At 34.7% G+C, this 20,456-nt stretch carries 13 protein-coding genes and 1 riboswitch; of the genes, 10 read left to right on the top strand and 3 right to left on the bottom strand.

Annotation, left to right across the window (positions count from 1 at the left end):
* Window positions 1-76 precede the first annotated feature (76 nt).
* Window positions 77-2,413, bottom strand: a complete 2,337-nt coding sequence (locus C5Q98_RS06935) for an ATP-binding protein (RefSeq protein ID WP_106012908.1) — start codon at window positions 2,411-2,413, stop codon at window positions 77-79.
* Window positions 2,407-3,606 (bottom strand): metallophosphoesterase family protein, encoded by a 1,200-nt coding sequence (locus tag C5Q98_RS06940; RefSeq protein ID WP_106012909.1) that lies wholly within the window; start codon window positions 3,604-3,606, stop codon window positions 2,407-2,409. Before C5Q98_RS06940 ends, C5Q98_RS06935 begins: the two co-directional genes overlap by 7 nt.
* 135 nt (window positions 3,607-3,741) lie before the next feature.
* Here C5Q98_RS06940 and C5Q98_RS06945 point away from each other — a divergent pair, with 135 nt between their 5' ends.
* From C5Q98_RS06945 to C5Q98_RS06990, 10 genes are all read left to right on the top strand, one after another.
* Window positions 3,742-5,247: an alpha-amylase gene (locus C5Q98_RS06945; protein ID WP_106012910.1), complete on the top strand. Its 1,506-nt coding sequence runs from the start codon at window positions 3,742-3,744 to the stop codon at window positions 5,245-5,247.
* 193 nt (window positions 5,248-5,440) lie between these two features.
* The gene (locus tag C5Q98_RS06950) at window positions 5,441-5,656 is read left to right on the top strand and encodes a hypothetical protein (RefSeq protein ID WP_106012911.1); all 216 of its coding nucleotides are present in this window, start codon (window positions 5,441-5,443) and stop codon (window positions 5,654-5,656) included.
* A gap of 150 nt (window positions 5,657-5,806) precedes the next feature.
* Window positions 5,807-5,993, top strand: a riboswitch (cobalamin riboswitch).
* A gap of 205 nt (window positions 5,994-6,198) precedes the next feature.
* Window positions 6,199-7,125: a DUF4430 domain-containing protein gene (locus C5Q98_RS06955; protein WP_242967370.1), complete on the top strand. Its 927-nt coding sequence runs from the start codon at window positions 6,199-6,201 to the stop codon at window positions 7,123-7,125.
* A 156-nt stretch (window positions 7,126-7,281) separates the two neighbouring features.
* Window positions 7,282-10,119: a DUF4430 domain-containing protein gene (locus tag C5Q98_RS06960; protein ID WP_106012912.1), complete on the top strand. Its 2,838-nt coding sequence runs from the start codon at window positions 7,282-7,284 to the stop codon at window positions 10,117-10,119.
* Between the two features lie 43 nt (window positions 10,120-10,162).
* Window positions 10,163-11,044, top strand: coding sequence for an energy-coupling factor transporter transmembrane component T (locus C5Q98_RS06965; RefSeq protein WP_106012913.1), 882 nt, complete (start codon window positions 10,163-10,165; stop codon window positions 11,042-11,044).
* 72 nt (window positions 11,045-11,116) lie between these two features.
* On the top strand, window positions 11,117-12,859 hold the full coding sequence (locus C5Q98_RS06970; protein WP_106012914.1) for an ABC transporter ATP-binding protein: 1,743 nt from the start codon (window positions 11,117-11,119) through the stop codon (window positions 12,857-12,859).
* Window positions 12,860-12,915: 56 nt separating this feature from the next.
* Window positions 12,916-13,665 carry an ECF transporter S component gene (locus C5Q98_RS06975; protein ID WP_106012915.1) on the top strand — a complete coding sequence of 250 codons (750 nt, stop codon included), beginning with the start codon at window positions 12,916-12,918 and terminating at the stop codon, window positions 13,663-13,665.
* A gap of 179 nt (window positions 13,666-13,844) precedes the next feature.
* Complete coding sequence (locus tag C5Q98_RS06980) at window positions 13,845-14,789, top strand: AAA family ATPase (protein ID WP_106012916.1); 945 nt, start codon at window positions 13,845-13,847, stop codon at window positions 14,787-14,789.
* A gap of 231 nt (window positions 14,790-15,020) precedes the next feature.
* The gene (locus C5Q98_RS06985) at window positions 15,021-16,238 is read left to right on the top strand and encodes a DUF58 domain-containing protein (protein WP_158695739.1); all 1,218 of its coding nucleotides are present in this window, start codon (window positions 15,021-15,023) and stop codon (window positions 16,236-16,238) included.
* Entirely contained in the window at window positions 16,239-18,830 is a 2,592-nt protein-coding gene (locus tag C5Q98_RS06990; protein ID WP_106012918.1) for a transglutaminase-like domain-containing protein, read from the top strand. It abuts the gene before it with no gap.
* A gap of 58 nt (window positions 18,831-18,888) precedes the next feature.
* Here C5Q98_RS06990 and dgt read toward each other — a convergent pair whose 3' ends face one another.
* A complete protein-coding gene (gene dgt / locus C5Q98_RS06995) occupies window positions 18,889-20,436 on the bottom strand; it encodes a dGTP triphosphohydrolase (RefSeq protein WP_158695740.1) in 1,548 nt (515 codons plus the stop codon).
* Window positions 20,437-20,456: the final 20 nt, after the last annotated feature.

Consider the following 20,456-nt stretch of genomic DNA (forward strand, 5'->3'; position numbering starts at 1 on the left):
ATTTATTCCACTAAATATTTCTATGTATTATACATCAACTCTTGTCGCTTAATTCCAATTGTCGTCTATATATAAATCATAATAGTTTAATTTTCCACCTTGGTCGCTCATTAAGTTTTGTAAAAATGTGTTTATGACAAGTAAATAAAATGACTTGCTTATTTTGTGTCTCTGAAAATCTTTCTATTAAACGTAAACTGCTTATTAATCTATCTTCATCAAAGAAAACGAAAGGATCATCGAGAAGCAATGTGTACTCTCTATTTTTACAAATATATTCTATAAGAGCCAAGCGATAAGCTAAATAAATTTGCTCTACGGTTCCACTACTTAATTTATTCTCTGTAAAATCAGTATAGAAATCCTGACCCTTTAAATTTATGGCCAGATCATCATTAATCCTTATTTGGCTATACTCACCAGAACTTATAACTTCTATATATTTACTAGCACTTTCACCTAATTCTGGTAGCAGCACCTGCCTAAACTCTAATAGGCTCTCTGTCAACTTCTCCTCCGCTAGTTCATATGCTTGATATTTAAGTTTTGCAACATCTAACTCCTCTTGCTTGCTCTCTATTAGTTCGCTAACAGCAAAGCTCCTAGATTGTAATGATATATTTTCGTGACTAATAGGGTCTATGCTTAATATCTTTAATTTTTGTTTAATCTCAGTTATTGCAGCTTCTCTTTCTCTAATCTGCTCATTAACCTCTTTGTGTTTTATCTCTAGTCTATTTAAATGAGATAGATCAAACTCCGGAAGTTCAGAGACGTTAGGCAACAATATTTCTGAGTCTCTCTTTATGCTCTCTTCTAAATTCTGAATATCATTGTCACTATAATTACTATTTTTTATCTCATCTTTTAATCTAGAAATATCTTTGCTCAGAAAAGCCAAATCTTTAGCCTGTTCTTGATAGATTTTTCTCTGCTTAACTTCTGCATTTAATTGTTTCTTTAGCATTTGAATTCTTGAAACTTCTCTGCTTAACTCTGCTTCTAATTGATCTTCTGCCCCTTCAGTTAAATCCAAATTAATGCTAAGGCTTCTCCAATTAAGTGAAAACATTTGCAACAACTCTTGGTATTCTTCCAACTCTGTTGCAGCTATGTTTCTATACTGCTTCAAGATCTCATTAGACCTATCTTCCTCCAACTCGAGCACGATTGAATTTTGTTTAAATATTCTTGACTTAAACAGTCCCATTATTGCCGCAAGTCCCAATAGACTGACAGCTATTATTAAGAAATAATCAGAACTGTTTCTGAATATTAATAACACTATTGCGGTTAATAAGATAACAATTACAGTCACACTGTAGATGTTTACTCTACTTTTACTTAGTCTCTGTTCATCTGAATTTTTCTTGCTGGCCAGTTCCTCTTTTCTAAGTAACTGAGTTTCATAATTATCTAGTGAGTTTAGCAATGAATCCTGATGAGCTCCCAAGTTCTCTAAACTCGCAAGAATATAGTCAGATTCCTCTGAGAATCTCTCAGAATCAATCTCCAAATCAGCTAGAAATTTTGTACTTTCCTCGGAATTGCTATGACTAAACTTAGATAGTTTCTCTGCCAACAAGCTAGCCTCCGCTTCTCTCTCTTCTAAGAGAAGTTTAGGTGCATTTATCAATCTTAAAACCTCTTGTCTCTCGAGCAGTTTGAGAACCTTAATCTTCTTGTTTAGATCCTCCATCTCTTTTTCTAAGATCGATATTTGTTCTTGCTCTTCTGACAATTTATTAATTTCTTCTGTCTGAGCATCTATCTTATTATCTAGCCTATATTTTTCTTGTCTTAGTTCAGATAGCTCCAACTCCAATTCAGGAATCAAACCTTTTCTACCATTCCTAGACTTGAGGGAAAGTTTTTCTGACTCTAAATTGTTTTGAATTTCGTTAACCTTTATATCGCTTTCTGGATTCACAAGGAAATCTAATAATTTCGACCAAAGCATATTCGCTAAATCTTTACTTTCAAGCAATTTGCTACCTTCGGCGTCAACAAATAAGGTGTTTTTGAATACCTCTTCCTCCAGTCCCAACAGCTCTTTCCCTGGTTGTACTGGGTCTTTTAGTTCAATTGTTCTGTTGCTTGCTAAATCAATAAGCCTGGTCTCATCAAGTGCTGTTCTTTCAGCAAAAAGCCTTTGCAATTCATAATTTCTTCCTTCATGGCTAAAAAGTATATTTCCTTGAATTTGCTCTCCACTTCTTGGTTTTACCTGATCTCGGAAATTATCTTTTCCCCTTCTATCTCCTAAACCATAGAACATTGCCAGGATAAAATTTAAAATTGTAGACTTGCCTGCTTCGTTAGCACCATAAACGCAATTTAGGCCAGAATCAAAATCTAGACTGAAATCTTTCAGTCCAGCAAAAGCTTTAATTTCTATCCTTTTAATTACCATATACTATTCCCAAAACTCTCTAACCCAAGCTGCAAAGCCTCTTGCAAAACTTTTTTCCTACTTTCATCAACTAAGTCCATTTCTTGCAAGATTCTTCTTACATAAACTCCTCTAAGAGAATTTTCTACACTGATTTTCTCTATATCAAAGTTAAGTCCTAAATCTATATCAAGCTTCTCATGAGCAATTCCATTCTCAGCAAGTAAATTTAGTAATACAAATTCATCCACATGGAAATCCTCTGATATAGTCCCTGTAATTCTTATATTAAAAATAAAATCCTGCTTAAAATTATATTTACTATTTAAACCCTCAGATAAAGAATTAATATTTGCATCATATATTCTTACTTGCTCAGCAATCTCTAACTTCAATTGCTCAATAATAAACTGGTAGGAATTTAAATTATAGAAATTTAGTAATAAATTTATATATACAGTTTTCGCAGTAGAAATATATTGAGTAGACCTCAGACTATTGTCCTCCGTAAAATCCAATAAATACACTCCTCTAACCCCAGTATCTCCTAGGTCTAAAGGCTCTGCCGTCCCTGTCTGTGCATAATATGTGTCTCCTGCACGTTGCAGCTCAAGTTCACCCTTGTGAATATGCCCTAAGGCTACATAAGCGAATTTAGACCTTGCTAAATCAAACTTACTAATAGGGTTGTATAAACTATTTGCCTCAACTTCTCCGTGAAAATTTGCTAGATGTAAGTAGTCCTTAATTGATGTCTCTGAAAAATCTCTATCTCTAGATAAACCTTGTAAAGTCTGATTAAACATCTCTGCACTTTTGGCAAAAAGACTATCTCTCTCATAAATATTTTTAAATCCTGCTCCCGTCACAGTTACAGGTAATTTCTCTAATACCACAGTCTCGGGGTCACGAAAGACTTTTACATTTTCAGACCATTTGAACTCTGCATATTTAGACATAATAGTATAAGGGTCATGATTCCCAGGACTTATAAAGACTTGAGCTTCTAGTTCCGATAGATCTCTAATAATTTCCTTAACTTCAGCCGTACTTATCCTATCTTGCTCCAGAAAATCTCCACTAATTAAGAGGATATCTACTCTCTCTTCTTTAACAATATTAAGAATTCTGTGAAACACGAGGAATCTATTACTACGCATTTTGGCAGTAATACCAGCACCTAAATGTAAATCTGCTGTAGCTAAGACCTTCATTATCCCTACTTTCTTCGAAAAATCTGTTATTATCTTTCGTGTAAAAAAATTTACACAAATGCTATAAATACATATTAATTATAAATTAAAATTTATCGTGATTTATTATCAAAGTATAACAAAAGGGGTAAAAACATGCGCAACGGAGTAATGTTCCAGTCTTTCGAATGGTATATGGAAGACAATGGTAATTTTTATAAAGACTTAATAGCAAGAGCCCAGGAAATGAAACAATTGGGTTTTGATTCAATCTGGCTTCCTCCAGTATTCAAGGGCACTGGTACCAACGATGTCGGCTACGGCACTTACGATCTCTATGATTTAGGAGAATTCGATCAAAACGGCAGCTTAAGAACCAAGTACGGTACTAAAGAAGAACTTCTTACTTTAATCGATACCTTACATGCGGAGGATATACTTGCATACATGGATGTTGTCCTTAACCACAAAGCTGGGGCGGACTACACTGAACGCTTCTATGCTACAGAAGTAGACCAAAATAACAGAATCCAAGAGATTAGTGAAAGTCATGAGATAGAAGCTTGGACTGGTTTTGATTTCCCTGGACGTAACGGTAAATATTCTGACTTTAAGTGGAATCATACGCACTTTAGTGGAGTAGATTACGATAGCTTAGAGAATAAATCCGGTGTCTTTAGGATTGATGGTGAAAACAAAGGTTGGTCCTATGGTGTCTCTGGCGAACATGGAAACTTCGATTATCTAATGAATGCTGACATTGACCACGCCAATCCAGAGGTTCGAGAAGAATTGTTGAGATGGACTGATTGGTTTGTTAATGAGACTAATCCTGATGGTTTCAGATTAGATGCAGTCAAGCATATTGATGATCAGTTCCTAAATACTTATTCAAGTTATATAGAGGAAAATTATCCTGGACTTTACCTATTTGCTGAATATTGGGAATCTAACCTCGGCAATATCTCAGACTTCCTTGAGCGTACCAATTTCCAGATTGATGTATTTGATGTGCCTCTACACTTTAACCTATTTGCAGCTGCAAATAACGAGGGTTACGACTTGCGCAAAATCTTCGATAACACAGTTGTACAACATCACCCTATGGAAGCAGTTACCTTCGTTGACAACCATGATAGTCAGCCAGGACAATCTCTGGAATCTTGGATAGGAAGACACTTCAAAGAGAGAGCGTATGCCCTGATTCTGTTAAGGGAAGCTGGTTACCCATGTGTATTTGCTGGAGATTATTATGGAATTCAAAATGGCGACTATCCACAAGAAGACCTTGCTTACGACATAAACAGATTGCTCGAAGTAAGAGCTAACTATGCTTATGGCGAACAGAGGGATTTCTTCCAAGATGAGCAAGCTATTGGCTGGGCTAGAATGGGCGATCCTGATAACGGTCATGATGGATTATTGGCTGTAACTGTGTCTATGCATTCCCAAGCAGATATTGAAATGGATTTCGGTCCAGAACATGCCGGATGTAAGTTTGTAGATTATCTAGATCGTAATTCTGGCTATGAAGTTATCTTGAACGAAGATGGTCATGGGTCCTTCCCTGTCAAAGCTGGTAGTGTTTCCTGCTGGATTAGCCAAATTTCCGAAGATTCTGAAGACCAGGATACAGAGCTAAAAGGTCTGGATGAGAGATAGTTGTATTTTGTTTGCTTAGTATTGTTGGGGTCATAGGCAAGATAAAGTTCTCTATGTGAATGCCAAGCGAAAGTGACACGCTAAGGTTCTCTAGTTTACTTTTCATTCACAATTTGTTAAAATCATGAAATAAGAGTGCTAAATTCACCACTCAAATGATTAAAGAAAAACGGACAATTAAAGGAGAATATATATGCTAGCTAATAACTTATTAATACTATTAACTATTGGAATAAAAATATTAACAAATATCAGTAACGTTTCTATGACTGGAGAAAGTGTACATTTCTTGGTAGTAGCAGTCTTATTAATCTTAATTGCTATTGTCGTATTTCTCTTAAAGAGAGTTATTGACAAAAGAAATGAATCGAAATATGACGAAACTGATACTTTTGATGAGGAAAAATAATTTAATTAAGAAATAAAAGATTTATTAAAAAGCTGACTTTTTAATTAGTTTAAAATGCTATTTAAGGGTCAGTTTTTCCTTTTTATCCATTTACATCGTCAATAAAATCACAAATATTTCTTGCAAAAATAAGCTCTTCTGTTAAAATCAAATCATTACTAGGCTTTAGGTGCCTAATTTTTCAAGAAATTAGGATAATAGGGAATACAGTTAAAATCTGTAACAGCCCCCGCTACTGTGAAGTGTTATTTCTATGCAAGCCACTATCTTTAAGAGATGGGAAGGGCATAGAATTTATTCACGAAGTCAGGAGACCTGCCTCTAGTCTGTTGGAATTTCTTTCGGTGGGAAAGTACGCAATAAAGATCATCTTGGTAATTACTTTACAAAAAGAATAATGAGATTAGCTTGATGGACCTCAAATAGTTCCAAAATCTCTAGAGGCTCATACAAGAGCAACTTTTTAACTTAACATAAGCAAAAGTAATACGAAAATAATCTTCTGCCTTCCCAAACCGAGAATGTTTGTTGGAGGTTTTTTTATGCTAAAAAATATCTTTACTAAAATGAATAGCAAGAACAAGAAACGTGCTATAAGTAAGAGAGCTTTGGCCCTTATATTAACCTTACCTTTAACTCTAGCAGTTGCTTGTAATCGAGAGAGTCATATAACCGAGCTCTCCAAAGATGCTATGCAAAATACCAGCATCTCTTCAATGAGCAAATCTGAAAACTCTAAAATAATCGACAAAGATAGCAATAAAAAAGACAGCGATTTATTACTCCAAACTTCCGAGAATAAAGATAATCAGTCAAGTTCAAGCACTACCAGTACAGTTCAAATTGAGCTTTCAAACTCTACTTTAGCCAATACTTCAACAAGTGCCAGTCAGACAAACAATGTCAATCAAGAAATTGCTAAACAAACTCAGGAAGCTACTACAACTAAAACCACTCAAAGAACTACAACAACGGTCACATCAAAGACTACGGCTAAACCTACCCCCACTCCAATACCAAGTTCTACACTTGTACCGACAACTACAACCACATCACCAACCACTACTAAGAAACAAACTCTATCCGTTAGCCTGACTATAAGTTTGCAGTCGGTAAAAAACAACCCTAACGCGCTTCCTGTGCATCAACAAAAGCTTTTAGTTCCAGAAAGCGGTTACTTAGCTAACGGCTACCGTGTAGAAGTAAAAGAAGGTACTACTGTTCTTGAGGTTTTGAAGGATTATTTGAATAAGAATAATATCCATTACGATATTCAAGATCATCAATTCGGAGCCTATATTGCTGGAATAAACAATATTTACGAATTTGATGCTGGTAAAAATTCTGGCTGGATGTATAAAGTTAATGGCGTTCTCCCTAACTATGGTGTTGGTAGTTATACATTAAAAGATGGCGATAGCATCTTCCTCTTTTACACAATAGACTATACCAAAGAAGACGCATTCTAGCCCGTAAAAGAATTTATAAGACTATACCAAAATTATTTATAAACATATCTATATTTTGAGATTTGCAAAATATTAGATTACGGACCTCTTTCAAATTAATTGCTTCAGCAACTAGGTTAAGTTTGAAAGCTCTCTTAGAAAAAGAAAGGAAAGTTTATGCAAAAGCAAAAGCAAAACAAAAAAAGTAGCATTAAGTTACTGAATTTATTGTTAGTTCTGCTCCTCAGTTTTACTGCAGTTATGCCTCAAAATTTGGCGGCTGAGACTACAGAAAACAAAGAAACTATTCAGGCAGAGCTAAATATCGATTTAAGAGATATTCTTAGAAACAAAGATTCTATCTCTGAAGATGTTGTAAAGAAAGTTCCAGAATCCGGATATTTAACTAAATCCAAAAAAATTTCTGTTGAAAAAGGAAGCTCTGCTTGGGACGTAGTTAAAAATTATTTGGACGAAAACAATATCCCTTATGATGCCCAAGAGTCACAGTTTGGCGTATATATTAAAGGTGTTAATAATATTCACGAATTTGATGCTGGTAAAAACTCTGGCTGGATGTACAACGTCAATGGTAAGACTCCTAATGTAGGTGTATCTGGCTATACTTTAACTGATGGAGATAAAGTTAAGTTATTCTATGTTGTAGATTACATGAATATGCCATCTCTTGAAGATGAAGAAGATGCAGCCGAGCTTACTGTTGAAATTCGTAATGATGCGGTAAGTAAAGAGCAAGGAGCTGCATGGGAAGGCGCTTATCTCGCAGAAGATAATAAATCAGTAATCGAATATAACGAAGGTGATACAATTTTTAGTGCTTTAATAACTTATGCAATTAAGAATGATAAACAAAGTGGAATCGCTATAAATGGCGTCCATAATCTTGAAACTGCCTTTATTACAGCAATTTCAGGTGTTTCTAAGGATACATCTGTTGAAGGTAAAAAAACTATAGGTTGGGTCATAACTCTTAATGGCGAAAAACCAGAAAAAGGTCTAGGAACTGAGGTTAAAGCTGGCGATGAAATCAGTATTAATTTTGTAGTTGAAGATCTCTCCACTCAACCAAGCACACCAGTTGAGGATGTAGATTACGATAAGCTACCATCTAGCTGGCCAAGCTTCCGTGGTAATTCAGATAACAATGCTGTTAGAAATTCTGCAGCTAACTCTCCTTTGCTAGCAGACAGTGTTGAACAAGTTTTTGCTCAAAAATTTGCTGATGCAGGAGCTAGATTCCCTAAAGCACCTGGTCAAGGAATTTTTGTAAATAATGAATATGTATTTGTTACCGACAAAGGTGATGCAGGTCAGTTACTAGCAGTAGATCCACATAGTGGTGCTATCCTCAGATCTTTGGAATTACCAAATGGTATGGGCTATGCTACTACAACTCCTCTCTATGCTGAAGGAAGAATTTTCTTACCATTAGATTCAGGAAAAGTTGTTTCCTTCCCATACAGCCTCTGGAAAGACCAAAAGAGCTTCGATGAAGTTCCTGGCTCATGGCTATATGATGCAGGTAACAGTAATTTACAATCTCAAACTCCTCTAACATATGTTGATGGTAAATTAATTTACGCTGGACTTCATTTTAACAGAGATAGAAGTAACCCTGCTCCATTAGTAGCTTTGAACGCTAATACAGGTGAAATTATTTGGAGAAAAGATTATGTCGGTGGATTCTATTTCTCAGGCGGTATCGTTTCAGGTAATTACTTGATAACAGGTAGTGATGCCCAAGGAATCTTAGTAATTGATGTAAATACAGGAGAGCTAGTAGACCAACACAAGAGTGAAGTTGAGATTCGTTCCACAGTGGTTCGCTATAATGACGAATATTATGTAGTTAATGGTTCTGGAGATTTAATCAAATTTACAGTATCTTCTGAAGGCAAGATTTCAATAAATTATACAAAGAATATCGGAGTAAGATCTGTAACTACTCCAGTAATTGATAATGATAGACTTTATCTTGGAACTGACAATGGTAAACTCATGGTCTTGTGTACTAAAGATGGTTCTCTTATAAGAGAAGTTGATGTAAACAAGAAATATACTCAAATAGCTGGTTCTCCATTATTGGTAAAACACGGTGAAGATGCTTACATATTCTTCACAGCAAACAATAACGACGGCATCTTGTACGGATTCGTCGATAATGCAGAAAAAACTGAAAATGAAGATCCTACAGTGGTATATCAGCCAGAAGAAAGTGTACGTCAATATACTAGAAACTCTGTATTTATGGGTGAAGATGGTGTTGTATACTTCTCATTGGATAGTGGTTATTTGATTGCTATTAAGGGCAAACAACCTGTGGCAGAAGAACCTACACCTGAACCTCAGCCAGAGCCAACACCTGAGCCAGACCAAGGTTCAGATAACGGCGGAGACGTTGAAGAACATACATTAAAAGCTGAGACTAAAGAAAACGGTTTAGACTTGCAAGCTACACTAAAAGCTAAACCAGCAGAAGATCTAATTCTTACAGTTGAAAGAAAAGATGCAAAAGCTTTAGCAAGCGATCAATACAGCTTCACTGAAGTATTCGATATTAACTTGATTACTACTGAAGGTAAGAAAGTACAACCCGGCTCAACTCTTACAATTAGTCTAAGACCAAGCACTGATATTGAAGAAAATACAGTCTTGATTCATGAGATCATTGAAAATGGTGAAAGAAGACTCGAGCGCCTTAACTACACAGTTACAGAAGATGAGAAAGGTAAACTCATTACATTTGAGGTAAATCATCTATCACTATTTGGATTAGGAAAAGTTGTAGACAAATCTAGCGATGGCAATGTTACTCCTGAAACAAGTAAGCCTGCTGAAACAAGCAAACCTGAAGGTACAAACAAGCCAGATTCAAATGCAAATGTAGGTAAAACAGGAGCACAATCCAGTGTCATTACTGCAACAGCTTTAATTGCGTTGGCGATAGCAATCTACAAATTAAGAAACAAAGATGAGGAACAAGATCTCATCTAAGAATTTTAAAGTTTGAAATTAGAGTTCTAGGAAGAAAGATATTTTGAAACAAACAAATTTCGAAAAACTTTATCCAGGTTTAGGGCTAGCATATTACGTGCTAGTCCTAAGCCTTATTATTTTAGTTAAGCATCCAATAGAGTTGCTTATACTTTATATTGCTGTGGCCGCATCTCTAATTTATCGAGACTATCTAATGGGAGAATATTTATTTCACAAAAAAATCCTCACCTATCTCCTACCTTTTATCTTTATGATATTTACAGCAACTATAAATTCAATGTTTAGACATTATGGATTTATAAATTTATTTAGATTATCTAACGGAAACTATTTCACACTTGACTCTATCATTGATGGGGCTCAGGGTGGCTTTAGGCTTGGTTTATGTGTACTTTGGATCAAGCATTTAAACGAACACATCAGTACAAACAATCTTTTATTTTTATTCAAGGGACTGTTCCCTGGATTCGCTCTCTTACTCACTTTGGTATTTAGATTTTTCCCACACTATCTTAATCAAGCAAGAGAGTTAATAATAGTCAACAAATTAAGTAATGAGGACAAAAAATTAGGTATAAAAGCTAATTTCACTAATACAGCTAACGTATTGGCTAAATTAAGTTCATGGGCGCTAGAAAGTAGCATTAATACAGCCCAGTATATGCAAGCTAGAGGTTTAGGTATTTCAGATAATAAAACATCATATAAGCTATATAAATGGCGTACAAACGATTCAATTCTTTTGCTAATAATCTCAGTTGCAATGGCTGGGTACTTTCTTATGAGGGCAAAAGGATATTTAGATTTTATTTACTATCCTTTTACCTATGTGCCTGAGTGGCAAGGTCTCAACTTTGTCATGTTAATATTGTTATCTTTGGTCGCATTTTTGCCGTTAATTGTAGATATTAAAGATTATTAGTTTTTAACTGAATTTGAAAGCAACATAAGCAAGAGAAAGTATAATTAAATAATTAAAGCAGGAAATAAAAGTATGAATATTTTAGAGATAAAGAATTTAAATTTTAATTATGTGGACTTCCCTCCTTTATGGGAGAACGTCAATATGCAGCTCGAGGCTGGCGATTTTGCCCTGCTATTGGGTCCTAGTGGTTCAGGTAAAAGTTGCCTAATGAAGCATTTGATTTATAAGCTGGCACCTTATGGTAATGCCAGTGGCGAGATCTTGTACAAAGGACAAAGTCTGGATAGTCTTTCGCCTTATGAACATGTCAAGAATATTGCTTATGTTTCACAAAATCCTGATGAGCAAATTGTTAGTGAATCAGTTTGGCAGGAGTTGGCCTTTTCGTTAGAGCAACTAGGTATGCCTGCCGATAAGATGCGTTTACGTATTGCGGAGGTTGCAAATTTCTTTGGTATACAAGAGTGGTTCTGGCAAAAGACTAATGAGTTATCTGGTGGACAAAAACAAATTCTCACCCTAGCTTCAGCTATGGTCCTTAAGCCTGAAATTCTGGTTCTTGATGAGGCAGATTCCAACCTAGATCCAGTTACTAGAGTTAGTTTCTTGAATATCTTGCAAAGAATTAATGTTGAAATGGGTACTACTATCCTACTCTCCTCACACAATTGGGAAAACACCCTAGATTTAGCTAATAAAGTTTATTATTTAAATAATCAAGCTCTAAGAAACTTTGATAGCAATCGTGATTTTATTAACTTCATTTATTCTGAGATCCCAGAAGAGATATCCGCATTACCAACTGCCTCTCAAGTAAGTTACCAACTACAAGAAATCTCAACCAACAACGTTAAAACTCGTCAAGATTTAAGCAAGGCTCTTGTTGGCAACAATTTGCCTTCTTTGAGAAATTTGTCAGCTGAGTTTAATGCTGAAAACAATGAGCATAGCAAGCGTAACAACAGCGCTGGCCAAAATTTACTAGAAATCAAAGACTTACAGTTTAAATACAAAAAAGTGGGTGAAAACATTCTCGATCATCTAAATTTATCGGTACCAACTAAATCAATCTGTTTCATCCTCGGTGGTAACGGGAGTGGTAAGAGCACCCTGCTTAAATGTATAGTTGAACAATTACAATATTCCGGCAGTATAAAGATCAATAGTGAGGAAAATACTGGATTAAAAACGCTTTTACCAAATAGAAGTTCCAAACGACCTCGTATTTCTTATCTACCACAAAATACTCGTCTGCTATTTAGTGCCGATACAATACATGAAGAAATTAGGCTAGCTTTTGAAGCTGTTTCTAAGGAGGATATACCTCATTTAGCTGATATATTCGCCATAGAACTGGAGAATTTCAGTCCCGAAACCTTGTTGATCAGCTTCGGTCTGAGCGAAAGAATGAATTTCAACCCTGGAGATCTCAGTGGTGGTGAGTTGCAACGTGCTGCTCTTGCCTTGATTTTGCTGAATAAGCCTCAGTTGTTGCTACTTGATGAGCCAAGTAATAATTTGGCATATAATGATATTGAACATTTGAGTAAAATATTAGAACGCTTACGAAATAAAGGCTTAACTATTTTGGCAGTATCACACGATTTAGAATTCGCTAGCAAAATAGCTGATTCATGTGCTTTAATTTTCCAAGGAGAAATTGTCAGCCACGCTGAGCCACACAGGTTTTTCGCAGATAACTTCTTCTATACTACAGATAGTTGCAAGATTGCCCAAGATTTCCAAGAATCTGATTCAATAGCGATTACAAGCGAAGAGTTATTAGAGCAGGTCAGAGCTTTGGATGTTTAGAGCCAGGTGTTATCGACGTTAGAAAAAGATTGGACAAATTAGAAAAGGACTAAATAATGGATAAAGTGAAGAATTTTTTGTTAAATAATACCTTAGTTTCAAATATTATCTTTTTTGCTACCATAATAATCACTTTATTTATTTGGTTGCAATTTTTCCCTGATAAATTTTTCTTTTTCGCAGTAATAATAATTGTTGAGACCTTGCTCTATAGCATGTTTTATATAGAGAAGAAAAATACATCTGCCAAAGAAATTGCACTCATGGCCTCGCTTGCTACCTTATCCGTTGTTGGTAGAGTTGCATTTTTTGCCTTGCCCCAAATTAAGCCAACAGCAGCAGTCGTCTTTATTTCTGGACTTTGTCTCGGCAAAGGCCCTGGATTCTTAATTGGTTTATTGTCAATGTTTTTGTCAAACTTCTTTTTTGGACATAGCTTCCATACACCTTTCCAAATGCTAGGAATGGCCTTGGTTGGTTTCTTTGCGGGATGTTTCTCACTTATCAATCTCAAACATAAGCTCAAACTTTGGCAAGAAGTTTCCCTCTCTTTTGTGTTTACTTTTCTCATTTATGGACTAATTGTTGACGCTAGCTCAATTTTATTCCTTTACACTTATCAAGGAGAGTTAGCTATTTATACGACACTTGCACAAGGCATACCTTTTAATCTGGCTCACGGCCTATCTACAGCAATATTCCTATTCTTCCTCTCACCACTACTATCTCGCCAATTATCTCGAGTTTGTAGGAAGTACGGCTTATTTATGTTTAAAGATTATGCTAGTAAAGATTTGTTAAAATGAATTTAATAGTGTCAGCAGAGTTAAAGTGTTAAAATTGATGTGCTTTAGAATGCTTTTTACTTTATTTTGAAAGATATAAAGATATATTAAGAATTTTATTAAGGCAACTTGTTGGAAATCTACTGGATTTGCCTAGTCTACAACAAGATTAGTCTGCAACAAGATTCGAAAGGATTATTATGGATAATAAAGAAACTGCTAATTTAATCAATAAGGTTAAAAATAATGTAAATCAAATAGTTATTGGTCAAAGTGAAGCGCTAGAGCTTTTATTAATAGGTCTAGTCAGTCGTGGTCACGTTTTGTTAGAAGACGTTCCAGGCATTGGAAAGACTACTCTGGCTTCCTCCCTAGCTAAATCTCTAGGACTTGATTTCAAGCGTATTCAGTTCACACCTGATGTAATGCCTTCGGATATTACAGGGTTCAATATGTATAATCCTAAAGTTGGAGAATTCCAATTCCATCCAGGTGCGATTATGACCAACCTCGTTTTAGCTGATGAGATCAACCGTTCTTCACCAAAGACTCAATCTTCTCTATTAGAGGCAATGCAGGATAGACAGGTTACTGTTGATGGTGTCACTTATAAATTACCTGATCCATTTATGGTTGTAGCTACACAGAATGCTATTGACCAAATTGGTACATACCCACTACCTGAAGCTCAACTTGACCGTTTCATGATAAAAACTAACCTCCGCTACCCTAATATCCAAGAGGAAATGCGCATTTACGATACTCACTCAGGTGTTTCTCCTCTAGATAATTTGCAGGAAGTTTTGTCCATTGAGGACCTAGTAAGAATACAAAAAGCAGCTATTGATGTTTATGTTGCACCTTCTCTATATGAGTATGTAGCCCAATTATCCAATGCTAGTAGACAACATCCGCAAGTTAAGTTAGGTGTATCTCCACGTGGTGCGCTTATGCTTGTTCAAGCTGCTAAAGGTCGTGCACTCTTACAAGGTAGAGACTATATTATTCCTGACGATATTCAATTCTTAGCCCCATATTGCTTGGCGCATAGATTAATTTTGCATCAAGATGCTGAATTAAGTGATATCAACGAAAATCAAGTTATCAAAGATATACTCAGAATTACACCTATACCAAAAGCTTAAGCTTAATAAGACCAATAAGCTTAGTGAGCCTAATAAACTTATATAAGCTTAATAAACGTAAATTACAGCCAAATCATTATGAGCAATAGATTTTTTTCATATTTATTATTAATACTTTTAACTTATGCCCTGTATAGTTATAACTCCTATCAGGCTCTGTTATACCTGCTCATTTTACTAATTGCTTTGCCACTATCATCCTTTATACTACTGTTAATTGGACGTTACTTTGTGAAAGTAAATCTAGTTAGTGATAAATCTCGTGTTTATCGTACTGAGAGTTTTGATATTACTCTAGAAGTAGAAAACAAAAGTCCTTTCTACTTCCCTCTCATGAAGTTAGAATTCAACTTGCCTCGTAATGATAAAGTTTTAAAGTTGGAAAAAAATACATCTAAGAAATTTTCTTCTTTATATAATTTCAGACTTTATAGAAAACCTCATTTTGTAAGCTCTAACAAGCTAATTTCTTTAGCCTTACCACAAAATGCTTTAATAACTCACAAAATATCTCTAAAAGCTAAACATAAAGGTAGTTACAAGGTTGGAACTGACTCAATAGTGGTACAAGATTTATTTAGCTTCTTCTATTTGCCATTACCAAAAAGAAGCATTTATGATAGAAAAACACATAAATATACTTCCGTTGTTAATTTGGAAGTATTACCAAATCCTAAACTTTGGAAACTTAGCGAATTTGGTACACTAATGAATCCTGAGCAAGTTTTAATCAGCAATAATAATAAGAAAGTCAGCAACGAAGTTGACACCATTGCTAAGGTTAGAACTTACCAACAGGGCGATAGAATGAAACAGATCCACTGGAAATTAAGTGCTCGCAATAATGAGTGGTTGACTAGAGAGTTTGAAGATCCTCGTCAAGGCGGTATCCTCTTCATTCTAGATCCAAAAATCCCTGATTCATGTGTTGACCCATATAATTATTCTAATCATGCTACAGAAATAATTGCTGCTAGCATGCGTCATTTCTCCAGAACTGAAGGTCCACTCAATCTACTACTAGACGAGACCGCTTATTCTGCTTTGGGAGAAGGTTTAGAGCCAATTAAATTCTACGAGGAATTAATGTATTGGAAAGGCCAGATTAAAAAAGGTGATCCAAGACTTAAAAACAAAGATTTCCAAGTGGCATGTAATGTAGTTGAAAATCGCTCTAGCCTGACAGAAATGATGGACAAAGGTCTACAAAACAAGGTTTATCGAGCTGTCGTTGTATGTACTGCACGACTTCACGATAAATTAATCAACGAGTTATTACAAGTGCAAGAATCTGGATCTCAAGTAATTTTGCTATTTATGCACAACGAAAACCAAGAAGACCTGGATAATACTCTTAAAAAATTACTCAGATCTAAAGTTAAACTTATTACCAACAAGGTTTCTTCACTTGAAGCCTACCATGAAATTGAGACAAAGGAGGATAAGTAAATGAGTAATACTACTAGCTCTAACGTAGATAAAGAATTGACTAGAAATATTGCTGGCAATAAGCTCAAAAAAGAGTTTATTCTCGCTTCCTTAAGCTTTATATTTGCTTTATTCTCCAATATGTTACTCGTGCATATTACCAACTTCCCTATTTCATGGCTAGGTGGGTTAATTTTCACATTAGGTTTAACTTTGATATTTACTTTACTATTTTACAACTGGAAAACTAGTGCAGGCTTTTTGGGTGTATTGCTAATCTTATCACTTGCTCTTCTTATTCCTAGTTTCAGAGGGTTTGTTGGTAACAGTTTGCAAGCATTTGATGGCGTTTTCAAAGACTCGGCCAATTTATTAGGAAAATTCTTTGCTGAAGGATTTACTTTCTTCAACGGTAATTTTACAGATGCTGATGCAAAAGCTTATACATTCTTAGGCTTCTCTACTTTATTTATAAATACTATTCTGTCCACCCTACTTATTCAGAAAATATCCACACACTGGTATCCTTGGATTTATACAGTCCTTATTTTAACTCTCGGTATACACCTAAACATTGGTGGGTTATTTATATATATAGTCCCATTGCTAGCTGTATCAGTTATCATGACGTTAATGAGTTCTGCGTATTTACATAATTTATTCCAAACAGCATCTGCTAAGTCTACTAATAAACATCTAGAAAAAGTCGGAATTCATTTGATCTTTATTGTAATAATTTCTATTACTTTATCCGCTATTTTTGGAAAGAGTGCTGATTATAATAAAATTTACTCTCCTTTCTGGCAAGGTATTGTTGATGATGTTATGACTATTTTCCCTAAATCCTTCCAGAATGAGCTCAGTGTTAATTCGTACTCTATTGGTCAAGATGGTTTTTATCCATTGACTGAGAGATTAGGTGGATCAGTTGAATTAAAAGATCAAAAAATTGCTGAAATTACAGGTACAGCTCCACAACTTCTGAAAGTGCAAAGTTCAGATTTTTATAATGGTCTGTCCTGGTTTAGAACAGTTAATAACCCCAACTATAGATATGATTCTCCTTTTAATAGAGGTTCTGAAATTGATGTATTTAATGAGCCTGCTAATAAAGACTTTTTCAAACACTTGAATGGAACTGGAGAAAATGAAGTTTTCAAAAATTATTCCTACAAATTAAAACCTTTACGTCAAGGTACTCAAATTTTATTTTTAAGTGGAACCCCTACTCACCTAGAATCTAGCCGAGATGAGGCCTTACTATTCTACTTCAACCAAGCTGGAATGATTTATGCAAAAGAATCTTTCAACAATGAACATTTTTACGGTGTTTCTACATACAATATTGATGCTAATAGTCTTGGTTTTAATGCCTATGAACCTAACATGAGTAGATTATCCGAACTCGACTCAGCTGCCAAACAATTTGCTGCTGAAAATAAAACTCTAAGCAATCAAAAAAATGCTTACCAAAATTATTTACAAGTACCAGATTCCCCTCTTTACCAAGCAGGTGGAACAATTTATGAACTAGCTAAAAGTATTGCTTCTGAAAATACGGGACTATATACAACTGCACAAGCTTTATTAACTTACTTTGTAAATAACCCTGAGTTTTCTTATACTTTGGATGTCGAAACTCCACCAGATAATGTAGACTTTTTGGATTATTTCTTGAATACCAAAGTAGGCTATTGTACTTATTATGCTACTGCTATGACAATGATGGCAAGATTAAATGGTATTCCTGCTAGATACGTCGAAGGTTATACCCTGAGAGATTTGAATAAAAGCAATGGTGGAAATGCTGGAGCAAGTTCTTTCTTAAACTCAAAATATGCACATGCCTGGACTGAAGTGTATTTGAATGGTCTCGGTTGGGTTGCATTGGATCCTACTCCTGGATATAGCGACAATTCTGATCAGGATGTTATTGAACCTACACCTACTCCAAGCCCAACACCTGAGCCAACAACAACTCCAAGTACTGAGGCAACAACCGAAAACAACGAAAGCACTACAACTCCAAGTTCAAGTAGCTCTAATACTACAAGTACGACAACTGATTCTGAACAAAATCAGGAAAATTCAAGAGTTGATCTCAAAGCTCTTTGGTCTACCCTGCTAATAATTCTTGGTATAGCTCTGCTATTACTGCTTGCCTATTTGTATTACAGGTATAGATTGAGATTTATAAATAATATTCATAACTTAGATATCATGAAAACTAAATTTAATGATAGAAAAGCTCATGCAAATTACTATTGGGATGAATTATTGAATTTACATGGTATTTTGAGTAAGTTTAGTTTAGATGAAACTATGACTGAATTAGATCTTGCACAGTTGTTAGAGAATACTGAAACTGAGTACTTAAATAGTAAACAAGATAAATCTGTTGGTAATAAGTTTAAATCAAGAGTTAATTGGCAAGAGCTTGCAAATATCATTGTAGAAAACAAATATAGCCGCAACGGTATTTCTGATGAGAAGTTGCAAGTACTAGCACATGAATTTGATGTATTAGAAGCCTTTGTCCAAGAAGAATTAGGTAATTTAAATTACACCTTTAAACGTATTCTTCCACCAGAACAAGGTAAAATTAATAGATAAGAAAAGTAAAAATAAGTATCTAAAAGTGTTTGCTTGTATTTTTATGGCTTAAACTTAATTAATAAATACCATTAAATTTATAATATAAATCTCTAGCAAAACTATCTGTCATACCACAGATATAATCATTTACCAATAGTAAACGTCTATACAGCTTCTCCCCTTCGCTTTTGCCTTCTGCTTCACGTTTATAGGCTAGTCTATAGTTATCTGAAATTAAGGCTATTAGTCTTTTTTCAACTGGATTTTGTTCTATTTCTGTATCAAAATGTATAGCTGCAGGTACAAATTTGTCTAATAATCCTGTAATTATGGCATCTGCAGCTACCTCTAATTCAACAATTGATTGACTAGAAAATACATAGTCATACGCAAGATCTCCGAGAACGTTTAGTATTAGCCCAGCTAAGTTATTATGGAACAAATCATATTTATAGTCCCCACTCATTATTAATTGATAATTATCTACAAATGTCTGACCAATTGATTCAATCAATATTTTTTGTATATATATCAACCAATTTTGGATTGCATATAATGATGATTTTTCTTCGTGATTCTTCTTCGCATCTTCTAAACACTCGTCTAACTTATTAACTGCTTTTGTATAGGTTGCAATTATATTTTCTTCGTATTCCCCTATCCTGCTTGATTTTGTTAGATAGTTTTTCAAATCAGAATAAGATATTTTGCCTTTTCTAGATGCATCTTCAATATCTGCTGTTCTATAGGAAATATCATCTGCCGCTTCTAATAAGTATGTTAGTGGATGTCTTACAGCGACAGAATTTCTTAATTCTGGTGCGAAACTTAATTGCTTCATACTCTCATTTACCTTGCTTGAATCTTCCAATAAATTGTCAATCTTATCATTTTCATCGAAATTATTAATAAAAGTATTTGTATCTGTAGTTATTGCTTTAAATAAATCTCTTTCAGCCCAGAAATATCCCAATTTATGGTATCTTACATCATCTATGTCTGGATTAACTAACAATGAGTTAACTGGATATTTAATTAAGGTATTAAGTAATCCATAAGTTAAGTTCATTCCATGTTCATCTTTTAAATAATGAAGCTTAGATAAAAGTCTCAACACTTGAGCATTTCCTTCAAAATTCAATAAATCTTCTTCCATTTGTTTATTTAGATAAGATTTCAAAGGTTTATCCTTGAAAGTTAATCTTTCAAGAGCAGTCTTATAATAATTTCTAATTGTTGTTTCACCATAATGTCCAAAAGGTGGGTTACCAATATCATGCAATAATCCTGCACAGGATAAAAGATCACCAATCTCTTTACTTTGTTGGTAATTAGGAATATTTTCATACTCACTGTTTGCCAACATATTGGTAACTTGACTACCAAGTGATCTTGCAACCGAAGATACTTCTAATGAGTGTGTTAATCTAGTTCTAACAAAGTCACTTTGATCTAAAGGAAAAACTTGTGTCTTATCTTGTAGTCTTCTAAAAGAAGCACTTAGAATTATACGATGGTAATCTTTTTCAAATGCATTTCTTCCATCATTTTTACTTGCTTTAGCAGATGATGCTCTACTGCGATTTGTGCTTAGTAATTCATTCCAGGTTAATTCTTTTTTCATAGTATTAACTCCTTTGCATT

Source organism: Fastidiosipila sanguinis, assembly GCF_002998295.1.
GTDB classification, from domain to species: Bacteria; Bacillota; Clostridia; order Saccharofermentanales; family Fastidiosipilaceae; genus Fastidiosipila; species Fastidiosipila sanguinis.